The sequence below is a fragment of the Yoonia sp. genome (assembly GCF_046498525.1).
Lineage (GTDB): Bacteria > Pseudomonadota > Alphaproteobacteria > Rhodobacterales > Rhodobacteraceae > Yoonia.
The window spans coordinates 1-26,009 of sequence record NZ_JAWOAN010000064.1 but is presented as its reverse complement, the minus strand read 5'-3'; the positions used below and the strand labels follow the sequence as shown (position 1 = coordinate 26,009).

The following is a 26,009-nucleotide window of genomic DNA, read 5'->3' as shown; positions in this document are numbered from 1 at the left end:
TGAAAAACCGCTGAATGTTCGCTATCCACCGGCAAAACCGTCGCTCCGTGGGCCTTGGCCCGTCCCAAAAGCAACGGCCCCGCAGTCACAAGCGATTCCTTGTTGGCCAACGCCAAAGTCGTGCCGTGCGACAGCGCCTCCAGCCCCGGCACCAACCCTGCAGCGCCCACAATTGCCGACAAGGCCCAATCCACAGGCCGCGCTGCCGCCTGCGCGATCGCATCGGGGCCAGCGGCGACCTCGACATCAGTACCGGACAGCAAGTCCTTTAATTCATTGTAGCATTCAGGATAGCAGGTCACTGCCAGATCAGCCTGCAACAGCCGCGCATCCGCTGCCAGTTGCGCCACATTGCGCCCCCCGGTGAGCGCCACGACGTCATAGGCCTCTGCGTTGCGCACCACCAGATCAAGCGCGCTCTGCCCGACCGACCCGGTCGCCCCGAAAATCGTGATCCGCCTCACCAGACAACTCCGGGCACATCGACGATATCGGCGACGAAAATCAAGAAAAGCGACGCACCCAACAACGCATCAAAGCGGTCAAACAGCCCGCCGTGGCCGGGAATCAGCGTAGAACTGTCCTTCACGCCCATCCGCCGCTTGAGGGCGCTTTCCGCGATATCACCCATCTGGCCCGCAAAACTCAGCGCTACCGAAACAAGCATGAACCACAGACCGGTTTCCGTGAAAAGCATAAAAATAAAGCCGACAATCGCCGCACCGACCCATCCGGCAACCGTCCCGCTCCACGTCTTTTTGGGGCTGATCCGCGGCCAGAATTTCGGACCGCCAAACGCCTTGCCCGCAAAATACCCGAAGATATCGGTCACAATGACGACGGACATCAGCCACAGCAGCCAGAAGAATCCGTAATCAATCCGGAAATGAACAAGACCCCAACCTGCAATCTGGATTCCCAATGCAAAGAAAAAGAACGTCTTGGCCTCGGTCTTGAGCTGGGTGACCCCGATGACCGGCACCACCAGAAACAAAAGCATCCCCCAAAACGAACCTTCGGCCAGTTGCCCGGACATCACAGACGCCACCAAAGCGGCCAGCAACATCCCCTTGGTCGGCTCCTTGGGGCGGATCATCATCCACAATTCCCAAACCATCACGGCGGTCACAAAAACCACGAGCATCTGGAACCAGACACCGCCCAAAATCACACCGATCGCACCGACGAATACCATCGCGGCACTTGAAATCAGGCGAACGGTAAGATCATCCCACTTGGTGGACTGGGGTTCAGGGGGCGTCATCGTCAGGCTCGAACGGCCCCAAAGCGCCGTTCGCGGCGACCATAGCTTTGCAGAATTTTTGCAAACTCTTCGGTCGTGAAGTCGGGCCAAAGCGTATCGACAAATTCATATTCCGCATATGCCGACTGCCAGAGCAGGAAATTTGAAATGCGCGCCTCGCCACTGGTGCGGATCACCAGATCGGGGTCGGGCAAGAAGTAGGTGTCCAGAAAACCGGCAAGTGTTTCGGCATCGACTTCGTCATGGGTCAAGCGCCCCTGCTCAACCTCGAAGGCCAAACGCTTTGCGGCGCGTGTCACTTCGTCGCGGCCCCCGTAGTTGAGCGCCACCGTCAGATGCACGCGGTCATTGTCTGCCGTGCGCAATTCCAACTCGTCCATCAGTGAGACGAGCTTGTGATCAAGCCGAATCCGGTCACCGATAAACCGGACACATACGCCCTTTTCAAAAAGCTCGTTCGCTTCGCGCTCCAGATATTTGCGGAACAGGCTCATCAACCCGGCCACTTCGGTCTGGGTCCGCTTCCAGTTTTCGGTCGAAAACGCAAAGATCGTCAGGTATTTCACGCCCAACTCCGGGCATGACGACAGAATATCCCGGACCCGGCGCGCACCGGCATGGTGACCGAACAGCCGTGGGCGGCCCCGCTGTTGTGCCCAACGACCGTTGCCGTCCATGATGATCGCAACATGGGCCGGTGTGGTCCTGGCGTCTGCGTCTTTGGGCATCTGTGCCCCTTCTTGCTTGGCTTAGACCTGCATGATCTCTGCTTGTTTGGTCTCGACCGTTTCGTCGACGATCTTGATATGTGCGTCGGTGATTTCCTGCACCGCAGCCTCCCAGAACTTCTGGTCGTCCTCGGACATTCCTTCGGCCTTGGCCTTCTTGATCTGGTCCATACCGTCGCGGCGCAGGTTACGGATCGAGACACGCGCGCTTTCACCGTATTGACCGGCAACTTTCGTCAGCTCGCGTCGACGTTCTTCGTTCAGCTCGGGAATAGGCAACATGATGATCGTGCCGTTCAGTTGAGGATTGATCCCCAAACCACTTTCCCGAATGGCTTTTTCCACTTTGCCAACCAACCCTTTGTCCCAGACGTTGATTGTCACCATACGCGGTTCGGGCACGTTCACGGTACCCACCTGATTGATCGGCGTCATGGATCCATAGGCGTCCACCATCACAGGTTCCAGCATGGAACCGGACGCACGGCCCGTGCGCAGCGACGCCAGTTCAACACGCAGGTTCGCAATGGCCCCTTCCATACGGCGGGTCAGATCATCGGTATCAAGTTCAAAATCGTCAGACATTTTCTCTTTGCTCTTCCTCGCCTGGGTTTTCCACGGCTTTTCCCCGTTTTAGGCCATAGGCTGTATAAAGTATAGTCAGGCAAATATTAACTATTTGTGCGGATTCTAAGACGTTATGCTTCTCATGTTGAAAAATACCTCGGGGTGTTTGAGGGGCAGCGCCCCTCATTCATTACATCACGTGCGGCGCAGCCGCTCCGCTCAATCCTTCACAATGGTATAGGTGCCCTCACCGGCCAATATCCCCTTGAAGCCGCCGGGTTCATCCAGCGAGAAGACGATGATCGGCAAATCATTGTCGCGTGCCAAGGCAATCGCGCTGGCATCCATCACGCCAAGATGTTTTTGCAGGACCTCATCGTAAGACACATTCTCATAGCGCACCGCATCCGCGTGCTTGGCGGGGTCCTTGTCATAGACACCGTCCACCTTGGTACCCTTGAAGATCGCCTCGCAATTCATCTCGCTGGCACGCAGGGTCGCTGCGGTATCGGTCGTGAAATACGGGTTGCCGGTGCCGGCGGCAAAAATGCAAACCCGCTTTTTTTCAAGGTGGCGCACGGCGCGGCGGCGGATATAAGGCTCGGCCACTTCGTTCATCGTGATCGCCGAAATGACGCGGGTATGTATGCCCTGCTCTTCCAGCGCGGACTGCATAGCCAGCGCGTTCATCACGGTCGCGAGCATCCCCATATAATCCGCTGTCGTCCGCTCCATTCCCTGCGCCGACCCTTGCAGGCCACGAAAGATATTGCCGCCGCCGATCACCATGCAAATTTCGACACCGAGGTCATGCACCGATTTCACTTCGCGGGCGATGCGCTGTACCGTGGGCGGGTGCAACCCGAATGAGGTATCGCCCATCAACGCCTCACCCGAGATCTTGAGCATCACACGTGTATATGCCGTTTTCTCAGTCTCGCTCATGGCGCACCTCAATCTATTTCCAAACGACGTGCAAAATGTCGCAAAAGGCTGGCAGGTTCAATGGCTTTGGCGTCACAAAATTGTTCCATTTACATATGCCTCATCAATTACACTCATCGCCTTTTCGCGGTAACACTGAACCGAGTTCACACAAGGTAAATTGATGTTCCCGACCCTTACTCCCTCGATGCCTGTCCTGATCGCCGGACCAACGGCTTCCGGCAAGTCCGCGTTGGCCTTGCGTATTGCCCGAACCCAGGGCGGTGTGATCGTCAATGCCGACGCACTTCAGGTCTTTGACGGCTGGCGTATTCTGACCGCACGTCCCGATGATACGGATCTGGCAGCGGCTGAACATGTGTTATACGGCCATGTTGCATTTAATGCCGATTACTCGGTCGGCCACTGGCTGCGGGACGTGGCCCCTTTTCTGACCGGCCCGAAACGCCCGATCATCGTTGGTGGTACAGGCCTGAACTTCAACGCACTGACCCAAGGTCTTGCCGACATCCCCCCAACCCCGACAGCGATCAGAGACGCCGCAAACGCGCTGTCGCTGGACGCAATGCTTGCCGCCCTCGATCCCGCAACAATCAAACGCATCGACACGCAAAACCGAATGCGCGTGCAGCGCGCATGGGAGGTACTACAAACCACCGGTCAAAGCCTTGCGCAGTGGCAGGACAGCACCCCGCCGCCTTTGTTGCCTGCGGCACAGGCCACATGCATCACGCTGGATGCGCCAAAAGACTGGTTGAACGACCGTATCGCACGGCGCTTTGACCTGATGCTGGCGCAGGGTGCGCTGGATGAAGCGCGCGCCATGCTGCCCCGCTGGAACCCCGATTATCTGTCCTCCAGGGCCATCGGCGCGCCGGAACTCATCGCGCATCTCAAGGGAGACATAACCCTGCAAGAGGCCCGAGACGCCGCCATCATCGCATCGCGGCAATATGCCAAGCGGCAGCGCACGTGGTTCCGTTCGCGACACAAGAACTGGTACCATATCACCGCCGACAGCCCTGACTTATCTGCAACACTACGATTCGCTGATCAGCCAGAGAATTGAAACCAAACGGATTTCTGCGCAGACTTGTCAAAAATCAACATCGGGGCAGGTTGATGAACATGATGAGCACGCAAAACCCGGCGCTTGCGCTGGCCACACTCAGCTTTGCCGGAGCCGCCGCGCGCTGGCGCAACGAGGCGATGCGCAGTCATGCCTCCGGGCGGCTGATCCATATCACCAAAGGCCAGGGCCGCATGACTGTGGCGGGGTTGACCAACGGCTATGGCCCCAACAATCTGGTCTATATTCCCCCTGACACAATGTATGGCATCGAAGTCGGGCCAACGGTCTTCGGTCAGATACTGACGCTCCCTGACGTTACAAGCTGGCCTGACGCACCCTTCCATCTGCGTCTTCTGGATGTTGATCCGCAAAAGGAACTGGTCACACTAATCGAAGCGATCGAGCGTGAATTGCATCCCAACGGCGATCTGCGTGCGGCGCATTGTCACTTCGGATTGCTGGGCATCTTTGTCGAACGGCAACTGCGCAAGCGTGATCCCGCGAAGGTGGATGCGCGGCGCAAGACCGCTGCCGCGAAACTGGTGGCGCAATATACCACGATGATCGCTCGGGATTTCCGGTCGGATCGCAGTGTCGCAAGCTATGCCGATGCCCTTGGGGTCACACCCACCCATCTGGCACGCAGCTGCCGCAGGACCTGTGACCGCTCGGCCCTGTCGTTGCTGAACGAACGCATTTATTTTGAAGCCTGTGTGCTGCTCAAAGACACCGACATGCCGATACAGGATATCGCGCGGCGCCTCGGTTTTGGTTCAGCGGCATATTTCACGCGGAGTTTTCAGGAAAAATCGGGACAGGCACCGCGGACTTTCAGGCGCAAAAGCGCGGCAATTTCGCGGATATGAGCGTTCAATCTTTCTGCGATGCAGCACCAAAGGCCTTTGGTGACACCGACGCTAATGTCGTTTTTGTTATCTCGTCATGTCGCAAATGTCATAGTATTCGCTAATCGTCCGGTTGACCTCAGTCTGAAAATTGTGCCGAATGGACTCTGGACTGGGGCGGCGTGTCGACTGGTAGACGTTGAATGGCATTCTCTCCCTGGCAAAAGACAAAAGAAATGTGTCACAGGGAGAAAAGAATGACGCAGATGCAAAAACCAATCCACCCGGCGGCACTGATGTATGCTGAGGAAGCAAAAGCAGGCAAGATGGACCGCCGCGAGTTCCTCGCACGCACAACTGCACTTGGTGTGACCGCCAGCGCAGCTTACGCGCTGATCGGCGCCGCGCAGCCCGCACAGGCCGCCGGCCATGTCCAGCAGGGCGGCACGATCCGGATGCAAATGGAGGTACGCGCTCTCAAGGACCCGCGCACCTATGACTGGACGCAGATCGCGTTCTTCTCGCACGGCTGGCTGGAATACCTTGTCGAATACAACAACGATGGTTCTTTCACACCGATGCTTCTGGAAAGCTGGGAAGTCAACGATGACGCGACAGTTTACACACTGAACGTGCGTCCGGGCGTCAAGTGGAACAACGGTGATGATTTCACCGCTGCAGATGTCGCGCGCAATATCGAAGGTTGGTGCGACAAGAACGTCGAAGGCAACTCCATGGCCGGACGCTTTGCGATCCTGATCGACGAGGCGACGGGCAAGGCCGTCGAGGGCGGCATCGAAGTTGTCGATGACCTGACCGTGCGTCTGAACCTGCCGGGCTCTGACATTTCGCTGATTGCGGGCATGTCGGATTATCCTGCGCCGATTATTCCGGCTGATTTTGACCCCGAGAATATGGTCGGCAACCCTGTCGGCACCGGTCCTTACCTGCCAGAGAGCCTTGAAGTGGGCGTCAAGGGCGTACTGGTCCGCAACGAAGGTTTCGAATGGTGGGGCTATGCCGAAGGCAAGGGCGCGTACCTCGACCGGATCGAATATATCGACTATGGCACAGACCCATCCGCTTGGGTGGCTGCAGCGGCCGCTGACGAAGTCGATATGTTCTATGAAACCGTCGGTGATTTCGTCGAAGTCGTCGAAAGCATCGGTTGGGAACGCTCCGAAGTCGCATCCGGCGCGACGATCTGTATCCGCCCCAACCAGCAGGCCGAAGTCGATGGCATGAAGCCATACGCCGACAAACGCGTCCGTCAGGCCATCGCAATGGCGGTCGACAATGCGGTTTGCCTTGAACTGGGCTATTCCAACCTTGGCCAGACGGCACGCAACCAGCACGTCGGCCCCATGCACCCTGCATGGGCAGACGTTCCCGGCATGCCATACGATCCCGAAGGCGCGCTTGCCTTGCTGACAGAGGCCGGAATGCAGGACTTCGAGATGGAAATCATCTCGATCGACGATGACTGGCGCAAGAACACGACTGACGCAGTTGCCGCACAGTTGCGTGATGCAGGGTTCAACGTGAAGCGGACAATCATCCCGGGGTCGACCTTCTGGAACGACTGGACGAAATATCCGTTCTCTTCCACGAACTGGAACCACCGCCCGCTGGATACGCAGACCCTCGGGATCGCCTATCGCTCTGGTGAGGCGTGGAACGAAAGCGGTTTTGCAAATGCCGAATTCGATGCATTGCTGGCCGAAGCCAACGCGATCGCGGATGCAGATGCGCGTCGCGTGGTGATGGCCAAATTGCAGGCGATCATGACCGACGAAGGCGTCACGATCCAGCCTTACTGGCGTTCGCTCTATCGCCACGCCAAGCCGGGCATCGTAGGTTGGGACATGCACATCGCATACCTGCCGCAGATGTATAAGGTTGCTTTCGCAGCCTAACGCATCAGGGTCGCCTATCATTGGCGGCCCTTCTTCGATCTGACGTGGACCACCGGAAAACCGTGGCCGCCGCATAACTTATAGTCAGGCAAAGCTCTGACGCTGCTCACCAACGGGGGCCTTTATGGGACTGTTTATTCTGCGCCGCCTTGGGGTCATGCTCCTCACGGCGCTTTGTCTGACATTTATCGTGTTCTGGCTTACGAACCTTGCTCCGAACCTTGAGAAACTTGCCAAGACCCAAGGCAACGCCCGCATGTCGGACGAAGCCGTTGTGACATGGCTGGAAAACCGGGGCTATTCGCAACCCCTGCCCGTCAAATACGGCCAATGGCTTGGCGTCCTGCCGGGCTATGTGATCGAAGGCCGTGACGGACAGGTGCGCGCCCGCTGCGCAGGTCCGGGCGTAGACGTCGCGGATGCCGCCACATTCTGCGGGGTCCTTCAGGGTGAATGGGGCCGTTCAACCGTTTTCAAGGACGATGTGGGTGCAATCGTGGCCACCCGCCTTGGCCTGACGGGCAAGCTGATGTTCTGGGTGATGATGGTGATGGTCCCCGGTGCATTGATCCTCGGCGTTCTGGCGGGGATGCGCGAAGGATCGCGGACAGACCGCACCCTTTCCACGGTTTCCATCGTGTCCACCGCAACGCCTGAGTATGTTTCTGGCGTTGTCTTTATCTCCGTTTTTGCAACCGCCACTTTCGGGATGCAATGGTTCAAAGGGACGGCAACATCCGCCATGGAAAACGCCACCTTCGAGAATTTCTTTCTACCGGTGATCACCATCGCGCTTTACGGTATGGGCTACATCGCGCGTATGACGCGGGCTTCGATGACCGAGGTCATGACGGCGCAATACATTCGCACGGCCCGGCTCAAGGGTGTCAGCTTTCCCAATATCGTGCTGAAACACGCCATGCGCAACGCGTTGATCGCCCCTTTCACCGTGATCATGCTGCAGTTCCCCTGGCTACTGAACGGTGTCGTGATCGTCGAAACCCTGTTCAACTACAAAGGGTTCGGCTGGGTACTGGTGCAAGCCGCCGGCAACAACGACATCGAGCTTTTGCTGGGTGTTTCCATCGTTTCTGTCTTCGTGGTCCTTGTGACACAGCTGATATCCGACATCGGCTACGTGTTCCTGAATCCACGCATTCGTATTTCTTGAAGGGAGGATCAGGACATGAACGCTCTGACATGGACAGGTAGCCTCGGCACCATCCTCAACCCCGTGCTCATGGTGCTGCTGGCGCTGTTGGCCGTCGCCATCGTGGCGCAGATCGTGTTAGGGTTCTTTGCCCCTGCACAAACACTGCAATCCAACCCTGACGGAACCATTGCCGCGACGGGCGGTCCTTTGGGATTGGTGGAAACAGGTCTGAAGTACCTGTTTTTTGGCGTACTGGCGATTGTCATCGCCTATATCGTGGTGCCACAGGTGATGCCTTACGGGGCCGCCGGGATCGTCGGCGAGATCAGCAAACGGTTCCTGCCCGTCTGGATTTCACTGATCGCGCTTTTCGCGGTTTCAATCATCTACAAGCGCAAGCTTGGTCTTTACGGCAAGCTTTTCGACAGCACCGTGGGCATGATCGGTTTCGGCCTTGTGATGTTCTGGGTGTTCACTGCATTCTTTGTCGGGGCCTTCGACATGATTGCGACGCATGACTATCTGTCTCAGGTGTCGGGCCTCAAGAACAAGACCCCCGGCGTGCCGGTACCGGAAGGCACCGATGGCGCGATCCCGCACTACCTGCTGGGTGGCGACAATCTGGCGCGCGATATCTTCAGCCGCGTGGTCCAGGGCTCTGTCTTTGTCATCGCGATTGCGCCGCTGGCCACGATCTTTGCATTCATGGTCGGCATCACGCTGGGCCTGCCTGCGGGATTTTACGGCGGAAAGCTTGATACATTCCTTTCGTTTGTCGCCAACCTGATCCTCGCCTTTCCCGTAATCCTGCTGTTTTATCTGCTGGTTACACCGGAAATCGTCGAGACAGGTATTCCATCCTATATGGCTGCGTTCCTGTTCGCCTTCCCGCTGATCTTTTTCGGGGTCTTGCTGAACTCGCGCTACTACACGCAACCGGCCAAGCGGAACGCGATCCTGATTCCTGTCCTCGGCATCCTGGGGTGGCTCTATCTGTCGATCATCAACCAGAAAGGCACGGTCATCGACTTCCTGCCGGCATGGATGGATCTTTTCGATATCTCGATCCTGGTGGTCTTTGTGTCGGTTGTCTTCGTGAACGCGCCGACCGTCTTTCGTATCGTCCGCGGCCTCACGCTGGATTTGCGCACGCGTGACTATGTGGCGGCGGCACAGACACGTGGCGAAGGCGCATGGTACATCATGCTATGGGAAATCCTGCCCAATGCGCGTGGCCCGCTGATCGTCGATTTCTGCCTGCGGATCGGTTACACGACCATCCTGTTGGGCACCTTGGGCTTCTTTGGTCTGGGTCTTTCATCCGAAAGCCCCGACTGGGGGTCGACCATCAACGAAGGGCGCAAGCTCTTGTTGATTTACGCCCACCCTGCCCTGCCACCGGCGGCTGCATTGTTGAGCCTTGTTCTGGGTCTCAATCTGCTGGCCGACGGCCTGCGTGAAGAAAGCCTGAAGGATTAACCCATGACCGAACAACCCATCCTCGAAATCGACAAGCTTTCCATCTCTTTCTTCACCCGCCTGCGCGAAATCCCTGCCGTCATGGATTTTTCCGCCACCGTGATGCCGGGCGAGGCATTGGGCCTTGTCGGAGAGAGCGGTTGCGGCAAATCCACCGTGGCGCTGGGGGTCATGCAGGATTTGGGCGTGAACGGTCGCATCGTCGGAGGCTCGATCAAATTCAAGGGACGCGAGCTGAACGAAATGACGCCGGAAGAACTCCGCGATATCCGCGGCTCTGAAATCGCGATGATCTATCAAGAGCCCATGGCCTCGCTCAATCCCGCCATGCGGATCGGCAAACAGTTGATGGAAGTGCCGATGATCCACGAAGGTTTAGGCGAAAAAGAAGCCTACGCCCGCGCACTGGAAGTTGTCACGGATGTGAAACTGCCCGACCCCGAACGGATACTGCAAAGCTATCCGCACCAGCTTTCGGGTGGTCAGCAGCAACGCATCGTCATCGCAATGGCGCTGATGTCGAAACCTTCCTTGTTGATCCTCGATGAACCCACCACCGCACTTGACGTGACCGTTGAAGCTGCGGTTGTGGAACTGGTCAAGGAACTTGGGAAGAAATACGGCACCTCGATGCTGTTTATCAGCCACAACCTTGGCCTTGTGCTGGAAACCTGCGACCGCATCTGCGTGATGTATTCCGGCGAAGCGGTGGAACGGGGCAGCATCGAGGATGTCTTCGACGAAATGCAGCACCCTTACACACAGGCGCTGTTCCGTTCGATCCCCCTGCCCGGTGCCGATAAGAACGCACGGCCACTTGTGGCCATCCCCGGCAACTTTCCCCTGCCACATGAACGTCCGCAAGGCTGCAACTTTGGCCCGCGCTGCGATTACTTCGAAGCGGGCCGTTGCGACGCGGGATTCATCCCGATGGAACCTGTGCCCGACAATGACCGTCATCAGACGCGCTGCCTGAAATTCAAGGAGATCGACTGGCAGGCCCCGATTGATGTCGGTCCGCAGACCGCAAAACCGGAGCCGGGGCCGGTTGTTCTGAAGATGGACAACCTCAAGAAGTATTACGAGGTCGCGGCCAATGCGCTTTTCGGAGGTGGCGACAAGAAGGTCGTCAAGGCCAATGAAACCCTCAGCTTTGAGGCACGCGAGAGCGAAACGCTTGCTATCGTGGGCGAATCCGGCTGCGGGAAATCGACCTTCGCCAAGGTCCTGATGGGGCTGGAAACGGCAACCGAAGGCGAGATTTTGCTGGATAACAAATCCATCGGCAACACCGCGATTGAACACCGCGATACCAAGACTATCGCCGACATCCAGATGGTGTTCCAGAATCCTTTCGATACGCTCAACCCCTCGATGACCGTGGGGCGCCAGATCATCCGTGCGCTGGAAATCTTCGGCATCGGCAAGAACGACGCAGAACGGCGCGAACGGATGCTCAACCTGCTCGACCTCGTCAAACTACCACGCGCCTTTGCAGACCGTATGCCAAGGCAGCTTTCGGGCGGCCAAAAGCAGCGCGTCGGCATTGCACGGGCCTTTGCCGGTGACGCGCGTATCGTTGTGGCCGACGAACCGGTCTCGGCGCTGGATGTATCAGTGCAGGCGGCCGTGACCGATCTGCTGATGGAAATCCAGCGCGAGCATAAAACCACGCTTCTGTTCATCAGCCATGACCTGTCGATCGTGCGCTATCTGTCGGACCGTGTCATGGTCATGTATCTGGGTCATGTGGTGGAACTGGGCAGCACCGATCAGGTTTTCTCGCCACCTTATCACCCCTATACCGAAGCACTGCTGTCCGCGGTTCCCATTGCGGACACCAGCATCAAGAAAAAGCACATCGTGCTGGAAGGCGATATCCCATCTGCGATGAACCCGCCCAGCGGTTGCCCTTTTCAGACACGCTGCAACTGGAAAACAAAGGTTCCCGGTGAATTATGCGACAAAGAGGTGCCGCCGGTGCGGATGCTGGCGGATGGTCATCAGATCAAATGCCACCTCAGCGACGTTGATCTTGCCGACATGGAACCTGTCATACAGATCGCGGCAGAATAGGCATCATCTTGCCCAAAACGCCCGCCCGAGGTTCTCTGGCTTTCGAAGGGGTGCAATCATTGCCCCCAAATCACCTGCACATAATTCCGGGTCTCCGCATAGGGTGGCACCCCATCATAGCGTGTCACCGCACCCGGCCCTGCATTATAGGCGGCCAGCGCCAGTGGCCACGAACCGAAGGCCTCGTATTGGGCGCGCAGGTAGCGCGCACCGCCGTCGAGGTTTTGCACCGGATCAAGCGGATCAACGCCCAAGGCCCGCGCCGTGCCCGGCATCAGTTGCGCCAACCCCAAAGCCCCTTTGATGGACCGCGCCGAGACGTTCCAGCCGCTTTCCTGTTCAACCAGACGCAGGAACAATCCAACAGGTACACCGTGTTTCCCAGCTGCGGATTGCGCCAGACGCATGTAAGGCCCGCTATAGCTGCCGCCATAACTGGGGGTCATGGTAAAGCCGTCTGCGCGTGGCGGCTGCAGGCGGACCGAGTTTTCGTACTGCGTGGACGCACGCCCATCCAGAACCGATGTCTGGCTTTGCAGCAAGCCGGACCGTGACATGGTCGAAAGCTGCTCCTGCCCAAAAGCCGGCAGCGCGCCAAGCGCAGCAATCAGTCCTAATGTCAGGGTCAATCGGGTCACGGCACACCGCTTTCACTCATCACGCAACCTGTAACATACTTCTTTTGTGCCAAACCGCCAAGCCTGCTACTGGAAACCTTCCGTTAACCTTGTTACGCCATGTCTTGAGAGCCGAAAGTACCGGCAACAAAGAATCGTGGAGGTGCCGTCATGGCCGGATCAGTGAACAAAGTTATCCTCATCGGCAATCTCGGGGCAGACCCCGAAGTGCGGACATTCCAGAACGGCGGCAAGGTCGCCAACCTGCGGATTGCAACGTCAGAGACTTGGAAAGACAAGAACACCGGCGAGCGTCGGGAAAAAACCGAATGGCACACCGTGGCGATCTTTCAGGAAGGTCTGGTGCGCATCGCGGAACAGTACCTCAAGAAGGGCTCGAAGGTTTATATCGAGGGCAAGCTGCAGACCCGCAAATGGCAGGATCAATCCGGTCAGGACCGGTACTCAACCGAAGTTGTCTTGAACGGCTATGATGGTACGCTGACCATGCTCGACAGCCGCAGCGAAGGCGGCGGAGCTGGGAACTATGGTGGCGGCGGCGGCGCATCGGGCGGCGGTTACGGCGGTGGCGCATCTGGCGGCAGTTATGGCGGTGGATCCTCCGGTGGCGGTTATGGCGGCGGCAATGAGGGTGGCGCATCCGGCGGCGGCGGTGGCGGCGATATGGACGACGAAATCCCGTTCTAAGCCTGATGGCCATGTCACCGGAAGTACAACTGCTGATTCTCGTCGCCCTGATCCTTGCGGTCGCCTATCTGGGCATTTTCCCGACGCTTGAGGAAAAGACCCTTAACAAGCTGATGGTGATCGATCTTGGGCTGAACGTGCTTGCGCTGATCGTCGCTGGGGCTTGGTTCTGGGGCAGCGGCGTGCAGTTCACATTGCTGTTCTTTGAAACAAATTGGGCAATCTTCACGATCGTCAGCTACGCAATCATCGAAATCCCGCTGTTCCTGCGTTTTGCAAAGAGACATGGCATCAGGCTGGACGGCAGGAATGACGATGACGGGCCGAACTGAGACTAGACCCGCGCCAAGGCATCGTCGAGCACGCGCAGCACGGCGTCGCGCGGCACATCAGAGGTGATGAACGCATCACCAATGCCGCGTGCAAGGATGAACCGCAGCTTGCCATCCAGCACCTTCTTGTCCTGCCCCATCAACTCCAGCAGCCCCTCTGCATCCGGCAGGTCGCCCGGAATATCGCGGATGTCTACCTTCATGCCCATGTCGCGCAAATGCGCACGCAGACGGCTGGGGTCTTCTTGACTGCACAGCCCCATGCGGGCGGACAGCTCGAACGCCAGCGCACAGCCGATCGCCACACCCTCGCCATGCAACAGGCGGTCGGAATAGCCTGTTGCCGCTTCCAGTGCGTGACAGAACGTGTGCCCAAGGTTCAACAGCGCGCGATCCCCCTGCTCGGTCTCGTCACGTTGCACGATGTCCGCTTTCATCTGGCAGGACCGCGTGACCGCACGCACCCTTGCATCCATATCACCGGCAGCAAGAGCCGGTCCTTCGGCCTCGAGCCAGTCAAAGAAAGCCGCATCCCCCAAAAGACCGTATTTCACGACCTCGCCATAGCCTGCCAGAAAGTCGCGCGGGGTCAGTGTGCCGAGCAGGGCCGTGTCTGCCAGCACAAGGCTTGGCTGATGAAACGCGCCGATCAGGTTCTTCCCGCTGGGTGAGTTGATCCCTGTCTTGCCCCCCACAGAGCTGTCGACCTGCGCCAGCAGTGACGTGGGGATTTGCACAAACCGCACGCCGCGCCGCAGGATCGCAGCGGCAAAGCCCGCAAGATCACCGATCACACCACCGCCGAAGGCCACGACGATATCACCGCGCTCGACCTTCTGCGCCAACAGCCATTCAACCGACCGTTCCAACTGCGCCCAGCATTTTGTCGCTTCACCGGGCGGGAGGGCCAGCGCCTCGGACGTCAAACCAGCATCCGAAAATGCGGTCTGAAGCGCCTCCAGATGCAAAGCGGCCACGTTTTCATCGGTCAGGATACAGACATGCCGCCGCCCGCCCATCGCAGCGATCCGCGCGCCTGCCTGATCAAGCACACCCGGGCCGATCAAAATATCATAGGCGCGGCCCGGCAAATCAACGTGAACTGTGGCGGTCATTTATCTGATCTCCAGAATATCGGGGCGGCTGGCAAGTGTGTCGCGGACCGACCGCATGGTTTGTTCGATACTTGCGTTGTCCTTGACGGTGATTTTCAGCCCCGCAAGACTGTAGATCGGTGTGCGTTCCTGATAAATCGCGGCCAGCGTCGCTTTGGGGTCGGCTGTCCGTAATAAGGGGCGCGTATCTTTATGGCGGACACGCTCCCACAGTATTTCAAGGTCCGCATCCAGCCACACCGCAACACCCATCTGCGCAATCGCATCGCGGTTCGCTTGCGCAAGAAATGCACCCCCGCCGGTCGAAACGACACGGGGCGGACCGGACAGAAGCCTGCGCAGCACTTCTGCCTCGCGCTTGCGGAAAAACACTTCACCATCACGTTCGAAAATTTCGGCAATCGTTGCCGCCGCCGCCTCTTCGATGGCGGCATCACTATCCACGAAAGGCACATCCAGCGCAGCCGCCAACGCACGGCCGATAGCCGTCTTGCCCGACCCCATCATACCAACCAGCACAACGGTTCGTTTGAGGTGATATTGCCGCCCTTGGGCCATGCAACGCCTGCCTTTCTTTTCGGCCATCCTACGCCGAACGCGAAATTTAATGAATGAATGCCGTGATCTTGTGTGAAAGGCCATATACAATCCCTTCAACAGGTGGGGAAGAACCCACATATTGAGGCAGAATAGAAAGATTGGGGCAGGCCATGTGGCGGTTCATCAAGGCGCTTTTATTTTTGATCATACTCGCCGGGCTGGGCTTGGTGGCCTATGCCTACGTCGGTCCGTTGTTTTTCCCTGCCGATTTTGCCCCCCCGTCACAAGAGGTAACGCGCCCTGTTACACTGGAAACAAACTAAGGCGCTCGCGGCTGCTGCTTGCATGACCGGCACGCTGGTGTCGGCGCAAAGTGATCCGCAGGGCGAGCCCCTCTCGGCCATCGACTGGCTGTCGCGCAGCGTGGAAACCGCCCCGGCGTTTGAATCGCCTGTGGTCGCCAACGCGACGTCGCCCGATGTATCGGTCACGGCGCTGGACCGTACATCAAAAGACCCCATCGGCCTGCTGCCGCCGGATGTGACCGGCCTGCCCCGCGACATCTGGTCAGCCAGCAAAGAGGCGGTGCTTGTCGATCTGGTGCGCGCCGAACGGGTGAATACGCTGCCTGCGCTGCAAGAGTTCCTGAAAATCCTGATGTTGGCCGAAGCCGACCCGCCTTTGGATGCCGACGCCGAAGGCGCGCTATTTCTGGCGCGCGTGGACAAGCTGTTGGATCTTGGCGCATTGGAACCGGCCCAATCGCTGATCGAACAGGCCGATCCTGATACAGCACCTCTGTTTCGCCGGTGGTTCGACGTAGCACTTTTGACCGGCACCGAAGACAACGCCTGCGAAGCCATGCGCGAAACCCCCTCGATCGCGCCCACATTTTCTGCCCGCATCTTCTGCCTTGCCCGCAATGGCGATTGGCCGGCCGCTGCGCTGACTTTGAATACCCGCCGTGTGCTGGGGGATATCACCCCGCAGGAAGAGGCGCTTCTGTCACGCTTTCTCGATCCTGAACTTTACGAGGGTGAACCGCCTCTTACGCCTCCTGCCCGCGTCAGCCCTCTGACATTCCGGATGCACGCCGCCATTGGCGAACCGCTGATTACCGCCAACCTGCCACTTGCGTTCTCACATGCCGATCTGCAATCCACGACAGCGTGGAAATCGCAGCTCGAAGCAACCGAGCGTCTGGCCCGCCATGGCGCAATATCCGAGAACATCCTTCTCAAGCATTATACGGCCCGCACGCCTGCCGCGTCGGGCGGCATCTGGGACCGCGCCGCAGCGATCCAGCAATTTGATGTGGCGATGAGGAGCCGCAATCCGGTGGAAGTGGGACGCACATTACCCGATGCCTGGGCCGCGATGCAGCAGGCCCGCGCCGAGGTCCAGTTTGCCAAGCTTTATGGCGCTGCCCTGCAAGAGGTGCCCCTTTCGGGCGAAGCGGCGGTGATCGCCTTTAAGGTGGGTCTATTGTCCCCAGACTACGAAGCCGTGGCAATCGCCGTACAAAATGCCGATGCAGGGTTTGATCCGTTCCTGATCGGGATTGCGCACGGCATACTGCAAGACCTGCCCGCCAATGCGGCGCGTGCGCTGGCGATACAGGACGCATTCGACAGCCGACCGCCCCCGCCACAACTGCAAAGCAAGGTGGACGATGGCAAGCTGGGCGAGGCTCTGTTGCTCGCGCTTGCGTTGTTCGAGGCCGGATCGGAAGGCGATTTGCGGTCTGTCACCGATGCGCTTTTGCTGTTTCGCGCCGTCGGCCTTGAAGACGTGGCGCGGCGGGCCGCCTTGCAGCTTATGCTACTGGACCGCAGGACATGACCTTTGCGGATCAGCCAATGGCCCGTTGTGTGCAGGTCTTTCTGGAAGCGCAGGCGGCGGAACTGGATGCTGCCACCAATACGCAACTGGCCTATGCCCGTGACTTGCAGGACTTTGCAGGCTGGCTCGCGCCCAAGGGTTTGCATTTCAGCAACGCCAACCGCGATGACATCGAAGACTATCTGATCGACTGCGAGGCCCAAGGGCTGGCAAAATCAACCCGCGCGCGGCGCTTGTCGGCGATCAAGCAACTTTACCGCTTTGCCTTCGAGGAAGGGTGGCGCGACGAAAACCCCGCGATCCAGATCAAGGGACCGGGCCGCGAACAACGCTTGCCCAAGACGCTTTCGGTAGAAGAAGTCGACCGTCTGCTGGAGGCCGCGCGCAATACCCCGCGCGAAGCCTTGCGCAATGCCTGCCTGATGGAATTGCTCTACGCCACCGGCATGCGGGTGACGGAACTGGTCAGCCTTCCTGTGTCGGCGGCGCGCGGCGATCCGCGTATGCTTTTGGTGCGCGGCAAGGGCGGCAAGGAACGTCTTGTGCCACTGTCTTCGCCCGCACGCGCCGCTTTGGCCGCCCACCTGACCGCCCGCGATACCGCCGAAGACGCCGCGCACAAGGCGGGCAACGCCAAGTCGAAATTCCTGTTCCCGTCACGTGGCAAATCGGGGCATCTGACACGGCACCGTTTTTTCGGTCTGATCAAGGAGTTCGCCGTTGCAGGCGGGGTTTCCCCCGCCAAGGTCACACCGCACACCTTGCGACATGCTTTTGCGACGCATCTTTTGGCTGGCGGTGCTGATCTGCTGTCGATCCAGACGATGCTGGGCCACGCCGATGTTGCCACGACGGAAATCTATACACATGTACTGGATGAACGGCTCAAAGAACTTGTGCTCGACCATCATCCCCTTGCAAAAGCAGCAAAACCTTGAAGCTGACGCAAGGATAATACATAACGAGCATGATTTTGCTTGAAAGCACCTGATGGAAACCGCAACTCTCGACGCCGCCTTTTGGGTTACGGCCGGCGCTATCATAATACTCCTTGTCCTCTCGGCGTTCTTTTCGGGCTCCGAAACGGCATTGACCGCAGCCTCGCGCGGCAAGTTGCGGTCAGCGGCCGGCAAAGGCTCCAAGGGGGCTGAACGTGCGCTTGAGATCACACAAGATAACGAGCGGCTGATCGGCTCTGTCCTCTTGGGCAACAATGTGGTGAATATCCTTGCCACATCGCTGGCCACCGCTGTTCTGACCAAGGTTTTCGGCCAGAACGGGGTGGCAGCCGCGACCCTCATCATGACCCTGCTGGTGCTGATCTTCGCCGAGGTGCTGCCCAAGACCTTTGCCATCACTTATCCTGAAACCGTCGCCTCCAGCGTGGCGCGCCCGATCGGAGTAATTGTAGTTCTCTTTTCGCCTTTGGTGGCGGCTGTGCGCTATCTGGTGCGCGGTGTGCTGTTTGTCTTCGGTGTGCGCACCGACCCTGACAGCAACATTCTGGCCGTCCGCGAGGAAATCGCAGGCGCGCTGCAACTGGGCCATTCCGAAGGCATCGTCGAAAAAGAGGACCGCGACCGTATTCTTGGCGCACTGGACCTGAACGAACGGACGGTCGAAGAAATCATGCTGCATCGTTCGGGCATTGAAATGGTCGATGCCGACCTGCCGCCCGATGAAATCCTGGCCCAAATCCTGCAAAGCCCCCACACCCGGCTGCCAATTTACCGGGGGGAACAGGAAAACATCGTCGGGATGCTCCACTCAAAGGACCTGCTGCGCGCAATGTACAAGCTGCTGGGCGGCGGACAGGAAAACGCGCAGGGCCTTGCCGCATTTGACGTGACCAAAGTTGCGATGCCCCCCTACTTTGTGCCCGATACAACGACCCTTGACGACCAGATGCGCAACTTTCTCAAGCTAAAGACACATTTTGCACTGGTGGTCGATGAATATGGCGCGTTGCAAGGGCTGATCACATTGGAAGACATCCTCGAAGAGATCGTGGGCGAGATTGCGGACGAGTTCGACACGCATGAGGAAGAGCAGATTTCGGTAACCGCAGACGGTGCCTACATCGTGGATGGCGCCATGACGATCCGCGACCTGAACCGCGCGCACGACTGGAACCTGCCTGACGACGAGGCCAACACCATCGCGGGCCTTGTCATACATGAAGCGCAGATGATCCCTATCGAGGGACAGGTATTTTCGTTCCACGGGTTCCGGTTCGAGGTCATGTCAAAAGATGAAAACCGCATCGCGACGCTGAAAATCAGACAGCTGTAGGCGGGGCCATCCCTGCCGTACAAATTTACCATTTTCACTTCCTGTAGGCCGGCAACGCCAGAGGCAGCGACGCTCGTGGCGATGAAAGCTCCGAGACAGCGGCCTTGTATTTTCCACTCTTATGCGGTGACGCGATCTGGCGGGCCCGAACGGTCCGCCTCGTCGTATCCATTGCAACGGGGTCGCATCACAGCCATCACACCCCAAACGAAAATCGAAAACACGAACGCTTCGGCAGACATAAACAAGATCGCAGTATGATGAATATCAGTTCAGGCTCGGCGATTGTCACCTACCCTTTACGCTTAACCGAACCTAAAAAAGGAGAACCCGATGAGCAATCCGATTGTAAAGCCGTTCTGGGACGAACCCACCGGAAGCTGGCAATATGTTTTCCATGATCCCGTGACGATGAAAGGCGCAATCGTCGATCCCGTTCTGGATTTCGACCCGCTGGCAGGCGCGACATCGACCGAGAACGCCCAACGCCTGCTCGACTATATCCGTGATGCAGGAATCGATCTTGAATGGATTCTCGACACGCACCCGCACGCCGATCATTTCTCCGCCGCGCAGTGGCTCAAGCAACAGACCGGTGCACCGACAGCCATCGGGGAAAAGGTCACAGGCGTCCAGAAGCTGTGGCAGGACATCTATAACCTGCCGGCCGATTTCCCGACCGACGGCAGCCAATGGGACCGACTGTTCGCGGACGGGGACAGCTTCATGGTGGGCGAGGTGCCGGTCAAGGTGATGTTCTCTCCGGGGCATACCATGGCATCGATCACCTATGTTGCGGGTGATGCGGCCTTTGTGCATGACACGTTGATGATGCCCGACAGCGGCAGTTCACGCGCGGATTTTCCCGGTGGCAGTTCCGCAGCGCTTTATGAAAGTATTGCCGCAATCCTTGCCCTGCCCGACGAGACCCGCATTTTCGTTGGCCATGACTACGCGCCAGACCGTGAAGCGCAATGCGAAGCGACAGTTGCAGAACATCGCGCCGAGAATATCCACTGGAAGGATAGCCCCACAGAGGCAGAGTACCAAGCGGTGCGCGATGCCCGCGACGCGACTCTGCCACTCCCAAAACTGATGCTGGCGGCGCTGCAGATCAACATTCGCGGCGGCCGCCTGCCTGAGCCGGAAAGCAATGGCCGGTCTTATCTCAAAGTGCCGCTGAACTACTTCGAAAGCCGCTGATCCGTGTCAGTGCCGCGCATTGATGACGCCTCATTGTGATGGCGTCATCTCGCTTTGCGGCATGCACTTAAGGGATCCCGCGACCCTAGCGCCCCTTGAACAGGCTGCCCAGAATACCGCGCACCAAACGGCGCCCCGTCGTGCCTTTGAGTTCCTTGACCACGACAGAAGCAAGTGCATCACCAAAGCTTTCACCCGAAGAATTGCGCGACCGCGTTGATCGGGCCGAACTGCGCCCGCCGTCATAACGGCGTGCCGCTTTGAACTCGCGCTCCTTGTCTTCCGAACGGGCCTCTTCAGCTTCCGCATCCTCGGCTGCCTTGGCCGCAGCTTCGGCGCGCTTGGCCAGCATCTCAAAGGCACTGTCGCGATCCATCGTCTTGTCGTATTTGCCCGCCATGTCCGACCCGCTCATAATCGCCTTGCGCGTCGGCTCGTCAATCGGGCCAAGTTGCGAGGACGGAGGCCGGATCAGCGTGCGCTCGACGATCTGCGGAATACCCTTGCGGTCAAGGAATGACGTGACCGCCTCGCCGGTACCCACCTGCTGAATCGCCTCGGCGGTGTCGAATGCCGGATTATCGCGGTAAGTCTCCGCAGCTGTCTTCAACTCTTTGCGGTCCTTGGCAGTAAACGCGCGCAGCGCATGTTGCACACGGTTGCCCAACTGTCCCAGCACATCGTCGGGAATATCGCCAGGGTTTTGCGTCACAAAATAGACCCCCACCCCTTTGGACCGGATCAGGCGGGCCACCTGCTCGACTTTGTCGACCAGTGCCTTGGGCGCATCATCAAACAATAGGTGTGCTTCGTCAAAAAAGAACACCAGCTTGGGTCTGTCGGGGTTGCCGACCTCGGGGAGTTCTTCAAACAGCTCCGACAAAAGCCAGAGCAGGAATGTCGCATAAAGTCGGGGGCTGCCCATCAACTGATCCGCGGCGAGAATATTGATCTCGCCCCGACCGTCGCGGCTGCGCATCATATCCGCAAGGTCCAGCGCAGGCTCACCAAAAAGAGCGGTGCCACCCTGATTTTCCAGCACCAGAAGCTGCCGCTGGATCGCACCGATCGAAGAAGAAGCAACGTTGCCATACCGCAGCGAGAGGTCCTTGGCGTTCTGCCCCACCCAGACCAGCAAAGCCTGCAAATCCTTGAGGTCCAGCAGCGGCAAACCTTCTTCATCCGCCACACGGAAGGCCACATTCAGCACGCCCTCCTGCACATCCGTCAGGCCCATCAAGCGCGAAAGCAACAAAGGGCCCATCTCGGCCACGGTGGCGCGGATCGGGTGGCCCTTTTCACCGAAGAGGTCCCAGAAGGTGACGGGAAAACCGTCATACTGCAAGTCAAGACCAATTGTTTGTGCCCGCGACATGAACGGCTCGTGCAGTTTGAAATCAGCGGAACCACTGACCGCCAGACCAGACAGGTCACCCTTCACATCAGATAGGAAAACCGGCACACCGGCAGCCGAAAACCCTTCGGCCATGATCTGCAGCGTCACCGTCTTACCGGTACCTGTCGCCCCTGCAATCAGCCCGTGTCGGTTCGCCTTATCCAGCAGCAGGTTTTGTGGCAAAGCGTAGGCATCGCTCCCACCGCCAATAAAGATGTTCTCAGACATACAGACCGTTCCCTACCGATAATGTCCAAACAAAATACATTGTTAACCATTTCGTGCCACAACAAACCGCGCCCGCCGCAGTCGTTTCCGCGGATTGGCACACTTCCTCCTTGTTGAACTTGCCGTGCCTTCGGGCACGGCTTTTTCGATGTAGCCAGTACGCCATTCATCACTGACCTGTCAGAGATTTTCTGTTGACGCTGCGTTTTGCTTTGCGTAGCCTCACTCCAATTAGTCGGCAAGTCCGGCAGGGAGAATACCGAGAAGGGTCCTTAAGGGGGCCCTTCTTCTTTTATCGGGCCCCCGCGAAAGCGTGAGCGGAAGACAGCGCAGGCCCTTGATTTTGGCACTGACACCCCGCGTTCTGCATGTTAAGTGCCGCCGAAACCGAAAAGGACAACACCTATGCGCAGTATCCTGAAAACACTCTTTCTCGCCGCCCTGCTGAGCCAGACCAGCATCGCCGTGGCGCAAGAAACAACACAAGAAACCGAAACCGAGCCAACACAGTCCGGTGACGACCTCGCGCTTGGTGAGCCTGTCGGCCCGCAAATCGGCGAACCCTACGTGCGCGAAACATTCGGTGACTGGGCGCTGCGATGCATCAAGACAGACGATGGAGAGCCTGATCCATGCAACCTCTATCAATTGCTGGTCAATAGTGATGGTGTGGCCGTTGCGGAAATGAATGTCTTTCCGCTGCCCGAAGGTCAGCGCGCGGCTGCGGGGGCCACGATTGTCGTCCCACTTGAAACCCTGCTGACCCAACAACTGACGATCACCGTAGATGGCCAGAACGCACGCCGCTATCCGTTTACGTTCTGCAATCGCGCCGGGTGCGTGGCCCGCCTTGGCTTTACGCCGGAAGAAGTCGACGAACTCAAGCGCGGTACGGCCGCGACGGTGCGCCTTGTCCCTGCCGCCGCACCGACAGAAGAGGTCGTGCTGGATGTGTCCCTGACCGGTTTTACCGCCGGTTTCACGTCGACGACCGCAGCCGAAAGCGAATAACCGTCTTGGCGCTGCGCCTAGTGTTTGCGCAGCGCCAACACGGCATTGAAGCCGCCAAAGGCGAAAGCGTTTGAAAGCGCCACATCCACATGCGCATCACGTGCGACGTTGGGCACGACATCCAAAGCGCACTCCGGGTCCGGTTCCTGATACCCGATCGTGGGTGCGATAATCCCGTCCTTCAGCGCCATGATGCAGGCCAGAACCTCGACCGCGCCGGTGCCCCCGATCAGATGGCCATGCATTGATTTGGTCGAAGAGATCATCAGATTGTCCGCATGTGCGCCGAAAACATCTGCAACCGCCGCACATTCGGTCTTGTCATTCGCGGCCGTGCCAGTGCCATGCGCGTTGATATAGCCCACCGCCTCTTTGGGAAGCCGGGCATCCTTGATGGCACCGGCAATCGCGCGCGCGGCTCCCTGCTTGGAGGGCATCACAATATCGGATGCATCCGAGGACATCGCAAAGCCGACGACTTCGCACAGAATTTCCGCCCCGCGCGCCTTGGCGTGGGCGTAGTCTTCAAAGACGAACACCCCCGCCCCTTCGCCCTGCACCATCCCGTTGCGCGTGGCTGAAAACGGGCGACAGGCATCGCGCGACATAACGCGCAAACCTTCCCACGCCTTGATCCCGCCAAAGCACAGCATCGCCTCTGATCCGCCGGTGACCATGACTTTGGCCATGCCACAGCGCACCATGTTGAAAGCCTGCCCCATCGCATGATTGGAAGACGCACAGGCGGTTGCCACAGTGAAAGACGGCCCTCGCAGGTTCCATTCCATCGACACATGACTGGCGGCGGCGTTGTTCATCAGTTTAGGCACGATAAACGGATGAACACGGTTCTTGCCCGCCTCATAGACCGCGCGATAATTTTCATCCTGCGTGTTCAGACCACCACCCGAGGTGCCAAGCACAACCCCCGACTGGTCGGCCAGTTCGCCCGAAAACGCGAGACCCGATTGCCCGATCGCCTCGCGGGCGGCGAGCAGGGTGAACTGGGTGAAACGGTCATAAAGCGCGATCTGCTGGCGGTTGAAATGCGTGGTTTCGTCATAGCCCTTGATCTGCCCGCCGATCTGGATCGACAACCGTTCCACATCTTCGATTTCCAGCGGCCCGATGCCACAGCGCCCTTCCTGCATTGCAGCAAAAGTCGCGGGGACATCAGAGCCAAGCGGGTTGATCGTCCCTGCGCCGGTGATCACCACACGGTTCATATATCCGCCTGTTCCGATTGCAGTTTTTCAACCGCCACGACGATGGCTGCGATGGACGAAATGTCAAAATCGCCTGCGGACGGGTCATTGGCGTTGAAGGGCACGTCGATGTCGAAAGCCTCTTCGATGGCAAAGATGCACTCCATCAAGCCAAGACTGTCTATCCCGATGTCTGCCAAGGTGTTGTCCATGGCAAGGTCGCCGGGTTCCAGCATCGCCTGCTCGGCGATGATGGCGATGACCTGATCTTTGATGCTCATCTTTTGATACTCATGTTGTTTGGCGAGGCTGTAGCCACTCTGGCCGCGATTTGAAACAGCGGATTAACGCTTGGCGAGGCCACGTAGCGTGCGCGGCAAGCGGCGCAAGGCCTTGTAGCCTTCAATATGGGTCTGCATTTTCGTGGCAGGATACCCCATCATGACACGGCCCTTGGGTACATTGGACAGGACCACACTGCCCCCACCCAGCACGACATCATCGCCCACCGTCAGATTATCCGCGACACCGGCCTTGCCGCCGATCACCACGCGGTCGCCGATCACGGTTGATCCCGCTACACCAGCCTGCGCGCAAAGCAGACAATGCGCGCCGACAATCACGTTGTGACCGACCTGCACGAGGCTGTCGATCTTTGTGCCCGCACCGATGCGGGTCGCACGGATGGTCCCTGCATCGACGCAAGAGTTTGCGCCGACCTCGACGTCATCGCCAATCGTCACGCCGCCCAGCGAGTGGATGCGGTACCATGTCGGATCCGCCGGTATCTCTGTCGCGGTCTCGCCCAGCGTTTCACGCGCCTTTTCGACATTTGACGGCTCTGCCGTGACAAACGAAAATCCGTCGCCACCGATGACCACATTGGGTTGCAGGATCACGCGTGCGCCAAGCTGAACACCACGCCGCAGCCGTACCCCAGAATGAATTTGACAAGCTGTCCCGATTTTCACCCCTTCCGAGATGCTGACCTGATCGGCAATCCAGCTATTTGCGCCAATGACGGCATCAGCGCCCACAACCGTAAAAGCCCCGATCGTCACATTCGCACCAATCTGTGCGGTCGGATCAATCGCGGCTTGCGGGCTGATCCCGCCACCCGGCAAAGGCCGGTCCAGCATCTGCGTCAGACCTGCCATCGCAAGGCGCGCGCGCGGCACGATGATGGCGGCCTCCAGCCCGAGCGCCTGCCAGTCGGCACCGGGCCAGACAACGGCGGCACGTGCCCGCCCCTGCCCCAGTGCTGCGCCATAGGCAGGTGTCATGGCAAGCGCGAGATCGTCGGGACCAGCCGAGGCCGGCTCGGCGGCACTTTCTACCAGAAGATCAACGGCGCCGAAGGCCTCTGCCCCCAGCGCCGCTGCAATCTCTTTTACCGAATGTGCCATCTTGTCCCCGGACCTGACCTACGGGGACAGATTTACCCGCGAACGGCGCGAAGGGCCACCCCTTCACGT

Annotated in this window: 25 protein-coding genes and 1 pseudogene; 14 read left to right on the top strand and 12 right to left on the bottom strand. The window is 58.6% G+C overall.

Annotated elements, in window-relative coordinates; all coding sequences use genetic code 11:
- The 5 genes and pseudogenes from R6T97_RS04065 to pyrH form a co-directional block, all read right to left on the bottom strand.
- Positions 1-464: pseudogene (locus R6T97_RS04065) on the bottom strand (1-deoxy-D-xylulose-5-phosphate reductoisomerase); the annotation flags it as partial.
- On the bottom strand, positions 461-1,264 hold the full coding sequence (locus tag R6T97_RS04060; protein WP_410348021.1) for a phosphatidate cytidylyltransferase: 804 nt from the start codon (positions 1,262-1,264) through the stop codon (positions 461-463). The pseudogene R6T97_RS04065 and the gene R6T97_RS04060, both read right to left, overlap by 4 nt.
- A gap of 2 nt (positions 1,265-1,266) precedes the next feature.
- Positions 1,267-1,992 carry a polyprenyl diphosphate synthase gene (uppS, locus tag R6T97_RS04055; RefSeq protein WP_410348020.1) on the bottom strand — a complete coding sequence of 242 codons (726 nt, stop codon included), beginning with the start codon at positions 1,990-1,992 and terminating at the stop codon, positions 1,267-1,269.
- A 21-nt stretch (positions 1,993-2,013) separates the two neighbouring features.
- Positions 2,014-2,577 (bottom strand): ribosome recycling factor, encoded by a 564-nt coding sequence (frr, locus tag R6T97_RS04050; RefSeq protein WP_410348019.1) that lies wholly within the window; start codon positions 2,575-2,577, stop codon positions 2,014-2,016.
- Positions 2,578-2,778: 201 nt separating this feature from the next.
- Positions 2,779-3,504 carry a UMP kinase gene (gene pyrH / locus R6T97_RS04045; RefSeq protein ID WP_410348018.1) on the bottom strand — a complete coding sequence of 242 codons (726 nt, stop codon included), beginning with the start codon at positions 3,502-3,504 and terminating at the stop codon, positions 2,779-2,781.
- Positions 3,505-3,667: 163 nt separating this feature from the next.
- On the opposite strand from pyrH, the gene miaA reads away from it, so the two are divergent.
- The 6 genes from miaA (at position 3,668) to R6T97_RS04015 (ending at position 12,045) form a co-directional block, all read left to right on the top strand.
- On the top strand, positions 3,668-4,573 hold the full coding sequence (gene miaA, locus R6T97_RS04040; RefSeq protein WP_410348017.1) for a tRNA (adenosine(37)-N6)-dimethylallyltransferase MiaA: 906 nt from the start codon (positions 3,668-3,670) through the stop codon (positions 4,571-4,573).
- Positions 4,574-4,626: 53 nt separating this feature from the next.
- Positions 4,627-5,442: an AraC family transcriptional regulator gene (locus R6T97_RS04035; protein ID WP_410348016.1), complete on the top strand. Its 816-nt coding sequence runs from the start codon at positions 4,627-4,629 to the stop codon at positions 5,440-5,442.
- Between the two features lie 236 nt (positions 5,443-5,678).
- On the top strand, positions 5,679-7,337 hold the full coding sequence (locus tag R6T97_RS04030; RefSeq protein ID WP_410348015.1) for an ABC transporter substrate-binding protein: 1,659 nt from the start codon (positions 5,679-5,681) through the stop codon (positions 7,335-7,337).
- A 124-nt stretch (positions 7,338-7,461) separates the two neighbouring features.
- The gene (locus tag R6T97_RS04025; RefSeq protein WP_410348014.1) at positions 7,462-8,508 is read left to right on the top strand and encodes an ABC transporter permease; all 1,047 of its coding nucleotides are present in this window, start codon (positions 7,462-7,464) and stop codon (positions 8,506-8,508) included.
- Between the two features lie 15 nt (positions 8,509-8,523).
- Positions 8,524-9,969 carry an ABC transporter permease gene (locus R6T97_RS04020; protein ID WP_410348013.1) on the top strand — a complete coding sequence of 482 codons (1,446 nt, stop codon included), beginning with the start codon at positions 8,524-8,526 and terminating at the stop codon, positions 9,967-9,969.
- Positions 9,970-9,972: 3 nt separating this feature from the next.
- The gene (locus R6T97_RS04015; protein WP_410348012.1) at positions 9,973-12,045 is read left to right on the top strand and encodes a dipeptide ABC transporter ATP-binding protein; all 2,073 of its coding nucleotides are present in this window, start codon (positions 9,973-9,975) and stop codon (positions 12,043-12,045) included.
- Positions 12,046-12,101: 56 nt separating this feature from the next.
- On the opposite strand, the gene R6T97_RS04010 is transcribed toward R6T97_RS04015, so the two are convergent.
- A complete protein-coding gene (locus R6T97_RS04010) occupies positions 12,102-12,683 on the bottom strand; it encodes a lytic transglycosylase domain-containing protein (protein WP_410348011.1) in 582 nt (193 codons plus the stop codon).
- A 150-nt stretch (positions 12,684-12,833) separates the two neighbouring features.
- On the opposite strand from R6T97_RS04010, the gene ssb reads away from it, so the two are divergent.
- Positions 12,834-13,370, top strand: coding sequence for a single-stranded DNA-binding protein (ssb, locus tag R6T97_RS04005; RefSeq protein WP_410348010.1), 537 nt, complete (start codon positions 12,834-12,836; stop codon positions 13,368-13,370).
- Between the two features lie 11 nt (positions 13,371-13,381).
- Complete coding sequence (locus R6T97_RS04000; protein ID WP_410348009.1) at positions 13,382-13,702, top strand: hypothetical protein; 321 nt, start codon at positions 13,382-13,384, stop codon at positions 13,700-13,702.
- Between the two features lie 2 nt (positions 13,703-13,704).
- Here R6T97_RS04000 and aroB read toward each other — a convergent pair whose 3' ends face one another.
- Positions 13,705-14,817 (bottom strand): 3-dehydroquinate synthase, encoded by a 1,113-nt coding sequence (gene aroB / locus R6T97_RS03995; protein WP_410348008.1) that lies wholly within the window; start codon positions 14,815-14,817, stop codon positions 13,705-13,707.
- The gene (locus tag R6T97_RS03990; protein ID WP_410348007.1) at positions 14,818-15,402 is read right to left on the bottom strand and encodes a shikimate kinase; all 585 of its coding nucleotides are present in this window, start codon (positions 15,400-15,402) and stop codon (positions 14,818-14,820) included.
- A 125-nt stretch (positions 15,403-15,527) separates the two neighbouring features.
- On the opposite strand from R6T97_RS03990, the gene R6T97_RS03985 reads away from it, so the two are divergent.
- The 5 genes from R6T97_RS03985 (at position 15,528) to R6T97_RS03965 (ending at position 20,694) form a co-directional block, all read left to right on the top strand.
- Positions 15,528-15,680: a hypothetical protein gene (locus tag R6T97_RS03985; protein WP_410348006.1), complete on the top strand. Its 153-nt coding sequence runs from the start codon at positions 15,528-15,530 to the stop codon at positions 15,678-15,680.
- A gap of 22 nt (positions 15,681-15,702) precedes the next feature.
- Positions 15,703-17,199 (top strand): hypothetical protein, encoded by a 1,497-nt coding sequence (locus R6T97_RS03980; protein WP_410348005.1) that lies wholly within the window; start codon positions 15,703-15,705, stop codon positions 17,197-17,199.
- Positions 17,196-18,137, top strand: a complete 942-nt coding sequence (locus tag R6T97_RS03975) for a site-specific tyrosine recombinase XerD (protein ID WP_410348004.1) — start codon at positions 17,196-17,198, stop codon at positions 18,135-18,137. Before R6T97_RS03980 ends, R6T97_RS03975 begins: the two co-directional genes overlap by 4 nt.
- Positions 18,138-18,189: 52 nt before the next feature.
- Positions 18,190-19,491 carry an HlyC/CorC family transporter gene (locus R6T97_RS03970; protein WP_410348003.1) on the top strand — a complete coding sequence of 434 codons (1,302 nt, stop codon included), beginning with the start codon at positions 18,190-18,192 and terminating at the stop codon, positions 19,489-19,491.
- Positions 19,492-19,824: 333 nt separating this feature from the next.
- The gene (locus R6T97_RS03965) at positions 19,825-20,694 is read left to right on the top strand and encodes an MBL fold metallo-hydrolase (protein ID WP_410348002.1); all 870 of its coding nucleotides are present in this window, start codon (positions 19,825-19,827) and stop codon (positions 20,692-20,694) included.
- Between the two features lie 85 nt (positions 20,695-20,779).
- Here R6T97_RS03965 and R6T97_RS03960 read toward each other — a convergent pair whose 3' ends face one another.
- Positions 20,780-22,318 carry a helicase HerA-like domain-containing protein gene (locus R6T97_RS03960; RefSeq protein ID WP_410348001.1) on the bottom strand — a complete coding sequence of 513 codons (1,539 nt, stop codon included), beginning with the start codon at positions 22,316-22,318 and terminating at the stop codon, positions 20,780-20,782.
- A 405-nt stretch (positions 22,319-22,723) separates the two neighbouring features.
- On the opposite strand from R6T97_RS03960, the gene R6T97_RS03955 reads away from it, so the two are divergent.
- Entirely contained in the window at positions 22,724-23,329 is a 606-nt protein-coding gene (locus R6T97_RS03955; RefSeq protein WP_410348000.1) for an invasion associated locus B family protein, read from the top strand.
- Between the two features lie 17 nt (positions 23,330-23,346).
- Here the strand turns inward: R6T97_RS03955 and R6T97_RS03950 are convergent, their stop codons facing one another.
- From R6T97_RS03950 to lpxD, 3 genes are all read right to left on the bottom strand, one after another.
- Positions 23,347-24,555 (bottom strand): beta-ketoacyl-[acyl-carrier-protein] synthase family protein, encoded by a 1,209-nt coding sequence (locus R6T97_RS03950; RefSeq protein ID WP_410347999.1) that lies wholly within the window; start codon positions 24,553-24,555, stop codon positions 23,347-23,349.
- Positions 24,552-24,815 (bottom strand): acyl carrier protein, encoded by a 264-nt coding sequence (locus R6T97_RS03945; protein WP_410347998.1) that lies wholly within the window; start codon positions 24,813-24,815, stop codon positions 24,552-24,554. The genes R6T97_RS03950 and R6T97_RS03945 overlap by 4 nt, the downstream gene beginning before the upstream one ends.
- Positions 24,816-24,878: 63 nt before the next feature.
- Positions 24,879-25,940, bottom strand: a complete 1,062-nt coding sequence (gene lpxD / locus R6T97_RS03940) for a UDP-3-O-(3-hydroxymyristoyl)glucosamine N-acyltransferase (RefSeq protein ID WP_410347997.1) — start codon at positions 25,938-25,940, stop codon at positions 24,879-24,881.
- Positions 25,941-26,009: the final 69 nt, after the last annotated feature.